Source organism: Pelolinea submarina (genome assembly GCF_003966975.1).
In the GTDB taxonomy this organism is placed as follows: Bacteria; Chloroflexota; Anaerolineae; order Anaerolineales; family Anaerolineaceae; genus Pelolinea; species Pelolinea submarina.
Genome location: NZ_AP018437.1, coordinates 2,771,974 through 2,784,249 on the forward strand (window position 1 = coordinate 2,771,974; position 12,276 = coordinate 2,784,249).

The following is a 12,276-nucleotide window of genomic DNA, read 5'->3' on the forward strand; positions in this document are numbered from 1 at the left end:
TTTTTATACTCATTAGTTTTTCGTAAATTTATCTAACATTTCGTTGATATCGTTTTAGCTCCTCATCCCCTACAGTAATAAATACAAATAGTTTAGAGGTGAAGAGATGTTGCTACTGATCTTGTTTTCGTTACTTTCCGGCATCGTCACAGTGTTATCCCCCTGTGTGCTGCCCGTTCTCCCCATTGTGTTATCCAGCTCGGCCGCCAGCGGCAAACGCCGCCCGTTGGGCGTCATCACCGGGCTGATCATCAGTTTCTCCATTTTTACTCTGGCGATTTCACAAATCGTGCGCCTGCTGGGTCTCTCCGCACAAACCCTCCGCATCATCGCGGTCAGCGTGATCGGTTTGCTGGGGTTGAGCATGATCGTGCCGAAGTTTAACCTGTGGGTCGAACGCGCCCTCAGCTTCATTCCGCGCATGGCTAACAATGAACCCAAACAGGGCAGCGGTTTCTGGCCCGGTTTTCTGACCGGCGTGAGCCTGGGATTGGTGTGGGCGCCCTGCGCCGGCCCTATCCTGGCCTCGGTTACAGCTCTGGCAGCCACCCAGGAGATCTCTTTCGCTTCCGTCCTGGTGGTCATAGCTTACGCGGTCGGCGCCGGTATTCCTTTGCTGGCCATCGCTTACGGTGGCCGCTCGCTGATTAAGAAAGTCCCCGCCCTCTCGAATAACCTGGGGCGTGTGCAGCAGGTCTTCGGTGTGGTCATGATCCTGACCGCTTTTCTGATCGCGGTTAACGTGGATGTGCTGGTCACCGCCTGGCTGACCGACCGCCTGCCCGGCCTTTCCTCCTCATTGAGCAATTTCGAAAGCAGCCAGGCTGTCAGCGAGCAGCTGATCGAATTGAACGGCGCCGGCAACAGTTCCTATTTCGTGAATGGCGGCCAGCCGCAGGACACCGGCGATGCCCTGCCGGATTACGGCCCTGCGCCGGAACTGGCCGGGCTGGGCAATTGGTTCAACAGCGAACCGCTCACTTTGCAGGAACTGCGCGGCAAGGTGGTCATGGTGGATTTCTGGACCTATTCCTGTGTCAACTGTGTGCGCACCCTGCCCTACATGGTGGATTGGAACGCCAAATACGCGGATGAGGGTTTGGTGATTATCGGCGTCCATACGCCTGAGTTCGCTTTTGAGCAGGACGCCAACAACGTCCGGCAGGCTATTGAACGCTTCGGCATCCTTTACCCGGTCGCGCAGGATAACGATTACGGCACCTGGCAGGCTTTCAATAACCATTATTGGCCGGCGAAATACCTGATCGACGCGCAGGGCCGCATCCGCTACGTGCACTTCGGCGAGGGCGACTATGATGTAACCGAGCTGGCCATCCAACAGCTGCTAGCCGAGACCGGTGTGGATGCGCAGCAGACACTAAGCGCCCCATCGGACACCGAATTCCTGGCCGGCCAGACTCCCGAAACTTACATCGGTTTTGGACGGCAGTCCGGCTTTTCCTCTCCTGAGAGTCTGGTGCGCAATGATATCGGCACTTACTCCATCCCGGCAGACCTGCCCGAGCATCATTTTGCCGTTTCCGGTCAATGGACTTTCTATCAGGAATACGCCCAACCGGAAGAGGCCGGCGCGCAGCTTGAGTTGTTCTTCTACGCCAAGGACGTTTACCTGGTGATGGACACGCCCGCGCCCGGCACAGTCAATGTGGAGATTTTATCGCCCAGCCAGCCCAACCAGAGCGAGGATGTGGACGCTCAGGGCAACATTACCGTGGACTCCGCCCGGCTGTATCACCTGGCTTCCTTTGACAGCGCCACGCAAGGTCGGCTGCGGCTGACATTCCAGCAGGCCGGCATCCAAACGTTTGCCTTTACTTTCGGCAGTTAACCTACATCTACCTGAAATCGAGGATGCCGTAGGATGGCAACCTCGATTTTTATAATATTTCGTTTATTTATTTTGATAAATTCTTACTTGTATAATCTATACAACAAAGGAGATGAGTGAATGAAAAATAAACGCAATACCATTTTAGGGGTTAGCCTGGTCTTGATGGTGATTGTGGTCGCCTGCGGCTTCAGTGCCAGCACGGCCAACATCAAAGACGCCTACACAGCCAGGGAAGTCAATGGGGAGGCCGAAGCGACCACTGTCTTCGCTCCCGATGAAGTTTTTTACTGTATGGTGACGGTTGCCAATGCACCCGATGATACTGTCACCAAAGCATCCTGGTACGCAGTGGATGTTCCCGGCGTGGATGCCAATTACTTAATTGACGAAACCGAAATTACCGGCGGTGGAGAAATCACCTTTGACCTGAGCAATGACCAATACTGGCCGGATGGCAAGTACAGAGTGGAAATCTATCTGGACGGTGAATTGGATACCACCCTGGAATTCAGCGTGGATTCAACCATGTAGGTTTTTTATTCGCTGATTTCATATCGTTCGATCAACACCCCGCCGGTACTCTTGGGATACGCAAAGGCCATGCGCCTGCCTCCCGGTTCCGGCGGGGTTTCATTTGCTGATAATCATAGCTGCAATAAAGTAATAAGCCAAACGAGACATAATATGTTATTTATTTACGAACTTCGAATCGATTTGGAGATCATCCAGGGAATTTCCCCAAACCTTAATCTCTGAAACGGCGAACTTATCCCCGTTTACCACGTAAAATCCGCCGAAAGTCTTGGGATGGCTGAAGATTTCATCCGTACGGCTGGCGATCAATTGATCGTTGACATAAACCTGTACTTCTTCACCAACAAAGATAATCTTTATGGTCACGTTATTATCGGATGACGAAGCTTGTTTTTTATAATCGCCCAATGCATCCCACGCCTTATCTCCCAGCGAAGGCCGCAGCAAACCGACCGATGCCGGATTCAGGATAAAGGAATAATAATTCTCGTCAGGGTTGAACATCGGGCCTGAAAAGGTATAGCCGCCGCTCATTGTGAACTCGAACGTGCAATCCCCATTCACCTGAAGGGTTTCCCATGGGTATGCTAATAAACCCTGGTAAGGCCCCATAGCTTCATTCTTCGGCATTTCAAGCTGCAATCCTTCGGCTCCGATTTCTGTAACACCTTCCCGTGCTTCCCAATCCAGCGTGTTTTGAGAAAAATCTTCTTCGAAGAAGAGGACGCTGTGAATGGGCTCCTGTGTAGCGGTAGCTTCCGGCGTTGAGGTCGCCTCCGGTTCGGTTGGTTCTTGTGTAACCTGAGATGCCGGAACCTCATTCGACGCGCTTTGTGCGGCATCCTCGCTTGAAGAGCAGCTCGCTAGTCCAGCCAAACCTATCAACAAAATTATTGAAAATGCAAAGACTTTTTTCATATCCCACTCCCGAATACTGGTTCAAATTTATGAATCTACAATCAGATGATTATACAGGCAATCCAATTTTGCATAATATTTTGCCAACCTGATTGAAAAAAACGGATTATCCTGTAAGCCGAGTGTGTAAAAAAAGCGAGGCGTTTGCCTCGCTTTAAATTTAGATGAATTGATATAACTCAACCAGCACCCCTCCGGTGCTCTTGGGATGCACAAAGGCCATGCGCCTGCCTTCCAGATCCAGCGGGGTTTCGTTGATTAAACGCACCCCTTTAGCTTTCAGTTGTGCCAGCATGCCTTCGATATCATCCACCTCGAAACACAGGTGATGCATGCCCGGTCCGCGCTCGGCCAGGAACTTGGCCGTTCCGGTGTCGGGGCTGGTGGGCTGCACCAGTTCGATTTCGCTCTCCCCCACCGGCAGGAAAGCCACGCTGGCCTTCTGGCTGGGTACGTTTTCAGTGTGGTCCAGCTTCAATCCCAAAGCCTCCTGCCAGAACGGCAGGGCTTCCTCGATATCATTCACCGCCACCGCGATATGGTTGATTTTCTTGATTTCAGGCATGCTTCTCTCCTAAATAAACGCTTATCCCCACACCGGCGGCTGATACTCGCCCCACACCGCGCGCAGGGTATTGCAGATTTCGCCCAGGGTCATGTCGTTCTCGACGCATTCGATAAACAGCGGCACCAGGTTGGTATCCGAACGCGCAGCGGTGTCCAACTGGCTGCGCAGTGCATTCACGCGCGCTTCGTCCCGCCCGGCGCGCAGCGTTTCCAGGTCCTGCCGGCGCGCGGCTTCGATGGCCGGGTCCACCTTCATGGTTTCCAATTCCATACTTTCATCGATTTGGTAAGCGTTCACGCCCACGATGATCTCCTGCCCGCTTTCAACCGCCTTTTGATAGCGGTAAGCCGCGTCCTGGATCTCGTTTTGGATGTAACCCAATTCAATCGCTTCCAGCGCGCCGCCCATTTCATCTACTTTCCGGATGTAGGCCAACACGCCCTGCTCGATTTCGTCGGTTAACTGCTCCACCAGGTAAGAACCCGCCAGCGGATCAACCGAATCGGCCACGCCGGACTCATTGGCGATGATCTGCTGCGTGCGCAGTGCGATACGCACGGCTTTCTCGGTCGGCAGTGACAGCGCTTCGTCCATGCTGTTGGTGTGCAGCGACTGCGTGCCCCCCAGCACCGCCGCCAGCGCCTGCAGCGTGGTGCGCACGATGTTGTTCTCGGGCTGCTGCGCGGTCAGCGTTGAGCCGCCCGTTTGGGTATGGAAGCGCAGCATTTGCGATTTCGGATTTTGCGAAGCGAAGCGCTCGCGCATCAAGCGCGCCCAAATACGGCGTGCCGCGCGGAACTTGGCCACTTCTTCCAGCAGGTTGTTATGGCAGGCAAAGAAAAAGGAAAGCTGGTCGGCAAAATCGTCCACTTGCATGCCGGTTTTTAGGGCAGCTTCCACGTAGGCAATGGCGTTCACCAGGGTAAAAGCCACTTCCTGCACCGCCGTGGAACCCGCTTCGCGGATGTGATAGCCGGAGATGCTGATGGTGTTCCAGTTGGGCACCTGTTCGCGGCAGTATTTAAATACGTCCGTGATCAGGCGCATGGAAGGTTTTGGCGGATAGATATACGTACCGCGCGCGATGTATTCCTTTAATATGTCGTTTTGGATGGTGCCGCGCAGTTTGCGCTCTTCCACGCCCTGCCCGCGTGCCACGGCAATGTACATAGCCAGCAGCACAGCCGCCGGTGCGTTGATGGTCATGGAGGTGGAGACCTTGTCCAGCGGAATGCCCGCAAAGAGCGCCTGCATGTCGCGCAGCGAGGAGATGGCTACGCCTACCTTGCCCACCTCGCCCGCGGCGATGGGGTCGTCGCTGTCGTAGCCGATCTGGGTGGGCAGGTCGAAAGCCACCGACAGGCCGGTCTGGCCCTGCTCCAGCAGGTAGCGGTAGCGCGCGTTGGATTCCTCCGCGCTGGCGTAGCCGGCGTACTGTCGCATGGTCCAGAAACGCCCGCGGTACATGGTCGGCTGCACGCCGCGCGTGAAAGGATATTCGCCCGGAAAACCGAGGTCGTTCAGGTAATCCGTCTCGCGCGGCAGCGCTACCCGCGGCACCTCGATGCCGGAGGTGGTTTCGAATTCCGGCTTGCGCTCTGGATATTTGCCGATCACCTGCTTGAGGGTCTCGTCCTGCCACTGCTCGTACTTGCTTTCAATCTCTTTAGTCATAGATTCTCATCCGCATATTCAATATAAATGCAGTATAACGCAATCGGCCTTGGCTAAAACTCCAGAGTGGCATAAATTAAAATGCCATTCCTCCTGACTCAGGGCTGCCCCCCTGCCTTGGTCAGGATCAGCGCTTCCGATTCCGCCAGGGTGATATTCGCAGCAAGGTGCTCGGCAGCTATCCTCGGCTTGCTGCTCAAACACACCTGCCATCCCAGCGAGGAAGCCTGTAAATGAATAACCTGATTTGCGTCTCCGAAGTTCAACAGCACCAGCATCTGTTCGTTTTCTGCACTACGCAGGTAGCCCAACACATCCCGCGGTAAGCCTTCCAACAAGGTCAGTTCGCCGCGCGTCAGCGCTGCGCTTGCGCGCCGGAGCGCCAGCAGGCGCTTGTAGAAATTCAGCAGCGATTTCGCATCGGCGGATTGGTTTTGCACATTGCGCCGGGTGTAATCCGGGTTGAGCGGCAGCCAGGGCTGTCCATCGCCGAAACCGGCATTGGCAGAAGCGTCCCATTGCATGGGCGCGCGGCAGCCGTCGCGGCCTACAAAGAAAGGCCAGTAGCGCTTGCCGATCGGGTCCAGGATCTGCCCGCGCTTCAGGCGAATGTCGCGCATACCAATCTCCTCGCCGTAATACAGGAAGGGCGTGCCGCGCAGGGTCAGCAGCAAAGCTGCCGCCACTTTCAGGCGTTCATCGTCCTCGCCATGCCCGAAACGGGTGGCCGAGCGTACAGTGTCGTGGTTGTTGAGCACCTGGGTGGGCCACTTGTGCGTGCCCAAAGTTTTATACTGGCTTTCGATCAGGCGCGCGTAGCGCCCGGGATTCCAGCGGCTTTCCAGCAGATCGAAGTTGAAGGTGGCGTGCAGCAAGTCGTCGCCGCAGTAGCCGGCCGCCTTTTCGGGCGTGCTGAAGAAGGTCTCCCCCACCGCGTAGGTCTCATCGTATTCGTCCAGCACGCGGCGGATATCCGCCAGCGCGCCGAAGAGTTCAGGTTGATCGTAGTCGTACAGATGTTTTTGGCTGTCGAAAGGCCGCCGCGCGATCTCGCCGAAGGGATTGCTGCGCAGCTGGGCGTCCTTGAAATACACATTGAACACATCCAGCCGGAAGCCCTTGACGCCTTTATCCGCCCAAAAGCGGAACACGTCCAGCATGGCCGCGCGTACCTCCGGGTTGCGCCAGTTCAGGTCGGGCTGTTCCTTGTAGAACATGTGATAGTAGTACGCCTGCGTGCCCTCGTCCCATTCCCAGCCCTTGCCGCCGAAGACGGACAGCCAGTTGTTGGGCGGCTTGCCGTGCTCGTCCGGGTCGTGCCACATGTACCAGTCTCGGTAGGGATTGTCGCGTGAGGAACGCGACTGGCGGAACCACTCGTGCTGGTCGGAGGTGTGGTTGAGTACTAAATCCATCACGATCCGGATGCCGCGCTTTTCCGCCTGCGCCACCAGGCGCTCGAAGTCTTGCATGCTGCCAAACTTGGGGTCGATGCCATTGTAGTCGCTCACATCATAGCCAAAGTCCACGTCCGGCGAAGGATTGATGGGCGACAGCCAGAGCGCGTCAATGCCCAGGTCCCGCAGGTAATCCAAATGGGCTGTGATGCCGTTCAGGTCGCCGATGCCGCTGCCGCTGCTGTCCGCGAAAGAACGCGGGTAAATTTGATAAACCACCCCGTCCCGCCACCATAAAAAGTTTTTCATGTATGCCTCTCCCTGAAATTTTCGATGAAGTCGCTATTCAAACCATTCCCCCTAATTCAAAGGAATCCGGCGGAAAAATACAGCTCCATTTATTTTAATGGATACGTCGACTGATTTTCTGGCAAGAAAGAAAATGATACCGGTTTACAGGTTATGGAAGGAAAGGGCTAATCGATCAACCCCTTCATCACGCCTGCCGCCACGCTACCGATCACTTCAATAGAAAACTCTTTGAGTACTTTCCCAACGATGGGCCAATATTTCTTTTTCGTTCTGGATAACACTTCCTTGGCGTTACCCAAATTTTCTTCCTGGTTGGATTGAATCCATTGATCAACAGAGGTGTCTGGCTCCTGCTCCTCCGGGGCGGCAGCAAGCTCGCTGATAATCCATTTTGCATAACTGGAAGAAAAGAGCGCGATACCCTCTCCCTTTTCCACCAGGGATCCGCGTTTTTCCAAATTGACGATGTCCCGCGGTGCTCTTGGATAAATGGATGTAATTCTTTCAACAGTGATTATGCTGTCTTTCTTCCGTTTTTCCTGATTCTCCCGTTCCAAAGCCAGGATTGTGACGAGCGTAATTTTTTCACTCTCCGATGCATGCGACCAAAGATACGCAAAATGGGGGTTGGCTTGTTGATCAAACTCGTTAATCGCGAATTCAAGAAGCGGCCTCCCCCGTAAATTACTCTCTCTTCCCGCAACCAGATAGAACCCAATCATTTGTACGAAAAATGGGTAACCGCCCCCGGTTTCATGGATAAAACAAATCTCATCGTCGGAAAATTCAATCCCGGCTGTTTTTGCATAAGTCTTCACCAAACCATCTGTTTCATCGCGGGAAAAAGGCTTCAAAACGACTGTTGCAAAAATATTGAAGAACGGCGATCCCTTAATCTCATCCGAATGGCAAAGCTCCACCAATTCCCGGCGTGTCGCCGGAACCAGAGACAGGTTGTAATGAATCGCCAAAGAACGTAGCCCGCCGAAGAAATCCGAATCGAAATTCGGGTTTTGGGTCACATATTCGAATTCATCCATTAACAGGACAACATGGGTTCCGTCGCTGCCAATTCCGTCAAAAAGGTCTTCCAGATCAAACAGATCAATGTATTCCTGCTTACTTAACTCTTTCAATGCTTCCCGCCGGCTTTCATCATCCATGGAACGCGCCATGAGCTGCAGAACCCGCTGCCAGAAACGCTGCGGGGTGATGTCATTAAGGCCTTGGAAGTCAATATAGACCAGGCGGTATTCTTCGGGATTCAATCCGAAAGCAGCGGCCACATCCGGGTTGGTGAGATATTTAAGCAGCGAAGTCTTCCCAATGCGCCTTTCGCCAACAATGGAAGTGGATTCTCGAGCCGATGAGAGCAGTCGATTGGTGATCTGGCGGATCTCTTCTTCGCGTCCGATGAAACGTTCCGGGTCGCGGATGGGATTGCCAAAAGTAAACGGGTTGTTGCTCATTTCGCCTCCAGTTTGTAAATTCCATAGGGGGTTAGGGCATACAGGTCATCCGGGTTTTGCGGGTCGAAAGCCAGGTCGTATACAATACGCATGTTTCCAAAGCCTTCGCTAATGGCATCCCAGGACTCGCCGCCATCGCTGGAAAAATAAACGCCGTCTTGAGTTGCCAGATAGATTTTTCCTGTGTCCTGCGGATCCTTTACTGCATTCCAAAGCCAAATCTTATTCGTCTCGCTGAAGTTCCGAACAAGATCCCATGGAATATCCGTATCAACCTGCTTTGAACACGCAGCTTCTTCCCAGGGTTGGGTAGGATACGATCCGCAAGGGCTGGTAACGACCGTTTTAAAACTGTTCTTTGCAAGGCCATATGAGTAGAAATTGGATAGACCCCACCATTCTCCGCCATACACCCATTGGCTCACATAAATCAAGTGGCTTTCAGGATCAAATCCAAAAGCAGCCTCTACCGCGCCTAACCCGTTCGAACGCTCATACCATTTATTCCCGCCATTATCGCTTACTTGTATGCCCGGCTCGTTGAAATTGTGTTTAACGATGCGCTCAGGGTTTCCGGGAGCGCTTACATATCCCTCCGAATCGCTTGCGTACGGTTTACAATCATCATTTCCGGATTTCACCCATGTTAAACCGCCATCAGTAGATTGGAAACGGTCCACCCAGCCACAAAACAATAGTCTATTTCCTTCGGAATCATATGCGATAACAGACCTATTTAAACCGACGCCATACAAAGGTCGGAATTCATGGGCAAGTTGCCATTCATCGTGTTGGGTATTGGACACATAGATTTTTACTTCGCCATCCGGGTTTTCCTCTTCTCCGGCCGCGACAATTAAAGTGCCTGTTGTAGGGTCGAATCCCGCCAAACCCGGATTGTCAAAAGAAATCTCTAATTTCAGCCATGATTCCCCCTTATCCCGGCTTTCCCAGATTCCAAGCTCGTTCACAAAAACAAGATGGGCTGAGTCCTCTGGGTCCATTGCGAGGTTCGCGACAACCTGCCACTCACTCGCATAATTCTGGCCACCACTTTCAACATCCAGTCTGCGCCAGGAATCACCCCCATCTTCGGTTTTATATAGGCCCGAAAGTCTCAAACCGGCATACACCGTATCCGGTTCCTGCGGGTCGATGAGGATCTGTTTAATAAATTTTCCCTTAATACCATTATTGATCGGCAGCCAGGAAATCCCACCGTCAACAGTTTTGTACATACCGGAGTTGCGGGAGCCGGCGTAGATGATATCCTCGTCATCCGGATGGATCGCAACAGTGTAAATCCCATCACGATTGATGAGTTGCAGGGAAGTAACCCGTGTCCATTTATAGGGCAAAGGCGTGGCAGTCGGCGTGGGCACGATGGTGGGTTCCGCTGTGGCTACCACAACCCGCTCGGTTACCTGCCCGGCAGGGGTGGTTGTCGCGAGTGCCATACGTAGCGGGGATGTTGGAATTGCCAATAACAATGCCAAAGCGGCAATCACAGAAATACCGATCCAAGCCAACGGCTGTTTCCAGAATGGCTTGCCTTCGTCTTTGCCCTCGCGCTGTTGTACCTGCTTGCGGGCTTCCTTTAGCCGTTGGATGCGCTGGGGGACCTGGTCGGCGTCCTCCGGCTGCAAAGCGAGATATTTATTCAGCGCCAGTAGGGCTTCGTCATACTCCTCCAGGCGTTCCATGCGCTCTGCCTGCTTGCGCAAATTATTCAATTGTTCTTCATTTGCCTTTTGGCGGATGTTTCCCAGTGCGGGTGGCGCGCCTTCACCTTTTCCCTGCAGGCGCTGGTAGGCTTCCAACAGATCGGCTGCGTCCTGCCAGTTCTCCTTTTTCGCCGCTCTTTGGCCCCAGTCCAGCAGGACATCCTTCTTATCCCGTTTCCCGGATGCCAAAGCCTCCAGTTCATTCGCGGAGGCTTTAAGCAGCTCATCCTCCGGTGTGAATTCCAGCGCCATGCGCACCTGATCCAAGGCGGTATCTTCCGCCCCGGATATGGCATTGACCGCGCGGTGATGGCACAAACGCGCCATGCGCTTGCGCCCATCCGCGTGGCGCGGGCTGATCTTGAGCACCTGCTGGTAGGCGTACTCCGCCTCATCCAGCCTTCCCATCGCGCTGCGGAAATCACCCAGCGCCAGATACGCGTCGCAGTACCCCGATTGGGCGGCCACATCCTCCGGATGCAGGATCAGGATCTCTTCATATTCAGCCGCCGCCCGCCCGAAATCTTCCCGCGCCATATACGCCCCGGCCAAACCCAGGCGTACTTCCAGGTTATCCTCTTCGGATTGCAGGGCTTCCTGGAAAGCGTCAATGGCTTTCTCCAGTTCTCCTTGGTCCAGGTATTCGTGCCCTACTTGCAGCAGCCGGCTGACGATGGGATTGACCTTGCTGAGCTCTTCCCGCACCTGTTCGATCGAGCGGTTCTGGATAAGCCATAATTTCATCAGGTAGATGACAAAGCGGTTGCCGCTGGCTAAAACGTCTTTCTCGCGCAGATGCAGGACCGCGCTTTCCAGGTCCTGCTGGATGAAGCGCACCTTTTGGTTCTTGAGGAATTTCCCCAGCGTTTCCATATCCACATTGGTCTCAAATTGGGCCAGGCTGGCCAGCACCCATTTCTCCAGTTCGGAGGATTCGTCCCACACAAACTTCAGGTTGACCGTGCCGCGCTCGATGACTGCATCCAGAATACCTTCCACATCCGCTTTGGACACTTGCCAATCATTCGTTTTCTGGCAGACGGAAAATAGCTCGTGGCAGATCAGCTGGATGAAATACGGATGGCCGGAGGTGATCTCGTAGATCATGTCAACCGCGTCCAGGTCGTACTGCATCACCCCTTCGACCGGTTTGGTGATCAGTTCCCGCGCGTCTTGTTCATCCAGAAAACTGATCTTGCGGTACAGGGCCTGCTTGAAGAAGCTGGTATAAGCAGCCTGCATATTTTCCAGTTTGCGGCCGGAGGAGCCGATTGAGAAGATGAAATTCAAACCCTTATGATCCATCAATCGCTTGAGGATGGCCATAAAAGGCAGCGCCAAGCCCTCCTGTGCGGTGGTGGTTTCCAGTGTGTCAAACTCATCAAACGTAAGCAGCAGGACCTTATCATCCAGCTGTTTTTCCACTTCGGGCAGGAATTCCGATTCAAAATATTCCGGGTCTTCTTCAAAATGCGCGCGATCCGGATCAGGCAGATCCAGCGCGCGCGTGATTTCGCGCGCCAGCCACCACAGGAAGCGCGGCAGGGTGGTATTCACCCGCCCCTGCAGGTCTATAAAAATAGGGATGAAGTTTTTGGGAAGGCGCTTGCCCAGGTGTTTGAGGACGGAGGTCTTGCCCACCCGCCTTTGGCCGTGCACGACCAGGATATGGTCCACGAATTTTCCGGACAGCGAACGCTCAATCCAGGAAAAAATATCCTCGCGGCCGAAGAACATGCGGGTTTCTGTGACGGGCGCTCCTGCTATATAGGGGTTAATTTTTTCCGGCATGACTACCCTCCAGGTAACCGCGATACGATTTTATTTG

Annotated in this window: 8 protein-coding genes; 2 read left to right on the top strand and 6 right to left on the bottom strand. The window is 53.9% G+C overall.

What is annotated here, in order from left to right:
- The first annotated feature begins 106 nt into the window (after positions 1-106).
- Positions 107-1,849 (top strand): cytochrome c biogenesis protein DipZ, encoded by a 1,743-nt coding sequence (locus Pelsub_RS12185; protein ID WP_116223470.1) that lies wholly within the window; start codon positions 107-109, stop codon positions 1,847-1,849.
- 120 nt (positions 1,850-1,969) lie between these two features.
- On the top strand, positions 1,970-2,383 hold the full coding sequence (locus Pelsub_RS12190; protein WP_116223469.1) for a hypothetical protein: 414 nt from the start codon (positions 1,970-1,972) through the stop codon (positions 2,381-2,383).
- Positions 2,384-2,539: 156 nt separating this feature from the next.
- Here the strand turns inward: Pelsub_RS12190 and Pelsub_RS12195 are convergent, their stop codons facing one another.
- The 6 genes from Pelsub_RS12195 to Pelsub_RS12220 all read right to left on the bottom strand — a co-directional run bounded on the left by Pelsub_RS12195 (position 2,540) and on the right by Pelsub_RS12220 (position 12,239).
- Positions 2,540-3,304: a hypothetical protein gene (locus tag Pelsub_RS12195; RefSeq protein WP_116223468.1), complete on the bottom strand. Its 765-nt coding sequence runs from the start codon at positions 3,302-3,304 to the stop codon at positions 2,540-2,542.
- Positions 3,305-3,464: 160 nt separating this feature from the next.
- Positions 3,465-3,869, bottom strand: coding sequence for a methylmalonyl-CoA epimerase (gene mce, locus Pelsub_RS12200; RefSeq protein ID WP_116223467.1), 405 nt, complete (start codon positions 3,867-3,869; stop codon positions 3,465-3,467).
- 21 nt (positions 3,870-3,890) lie between these two features.
- Positions 3,891-5,546 carry an acyl-CoA mutase large subunit family protein gene (locus tag Pelsub_RS12205; RefSeq protein ID WP_116223466.1) on the bottom strand — a complete coding sequence of 552 codons (1,656 nt, stop codon included), beginning with the start codon at positions 5,544-5,546 and terminating at the stop codon, positions 3,891-3,893.
- 98 nt (positions 5,547-5,644) lie between these two features.
- Positions 5,645-7,252 carry an alpha-glucosidase gene (locus tag Pelsub_RS12210; protein ID WP_116223465.1) on the bottom strand — a complete coding sequence of 536 codons (1,608 nt, stop codon included), beginning with the start codon at positions 7,250-7,252 and terminating at the stop codon, positions 5,645-5,647.
- A 167-nt stretch (positions 7,253-7,419) separates the two neighbouring features.
- The gene (locus Pelsub_RS12215; RefSeq protein WP_116223464.1) at positions 7,420-8,724 is read right to left on the bottom strand and encodes an AAA family ATPase; all 1,305 of its coding nucleotides are present in this window, start codon (positions 8,722-8,724) and stop codon (positions 7,420-7,422) included.
- Positions 8,721-12,239: a tetratricopeptide repeat protein gene (locus Pelsub_RS12220; RefSeq protein ID WP_116223463.1), complete on the bottom strand. Its 3,519-nt coding sequence runs from the start codon at positions 12,237-12,239 to the stop codon at positions 8,721-8,723. The genes Pelsub_RS12215 and Pelsub_RS12220 overlap by 4 nt, the downstream gene beginning before the upstream one ends.
- Positions 12,240-12,276: the final 37 nt, after the last annotated feature.

Excerpts from the sequence above, each read along its gene's own strand:
- Pelsub_RS12190 (WP_116223469.1), top strand. The coding sequence starts at position 1,970 with ATGAAAAATAAACGCAATACCATTTTAGGGGTTAGCCTGGTCTTGATG.
- Pelsub_RS12220 (WP_116223463.1), bottom strand. The coding sequence starts at position 12,239 with ATGCCGGAAAAAATTAACCCCTATATAGCAGGAGCGCCCGTCACAGAA.
- Pelsub_RS12195 (WP_116223468.1), bottom strand. The coding sequence starts at position 3,304 with ATGAAAAAAGTCTTTGCATTTTCAATAATTTTGTTGATAGGTTTGGCT.
- Pelsub_RS12210 (WP_116223465.1), bottom strand. The coding sequence starts at position 7,252 with ATGAAAAACTTTTTATGGTGGCGGGACGGGGTGGTTTATCAAATTTAC.
- Pelsub_RS12205 (WP_116223466.1), bottom strand. The coding sequence starts at position 5,546 with ATGACTAAAGAGATTGAAAGCAAGTACGAGCAGTGGCAGGACGAGACC.
- Pelsub_RS12185 (WP_116223470.1), top strand. The coding sequence starts at position 107 with ATGTTGCTACTGATCTTGTTTTCGTTACTTTCCGGCATCGTCACAGTG.
- mce (WP_116223467.1), bottom strand. The coding sequence starts at position 3,869 with ATGCCTGAAATCAAGAAAATCAACCATATCGCGGTGGCGGTGAATGAT.
- Pelsub_RS12215 (WP_116223464.1), bottom strand. The coding sequence starts at position 8,724 with ATGAGCAACAACCCGTTTACTTTTGGCAATCCCATCCGCGACCCGGAA.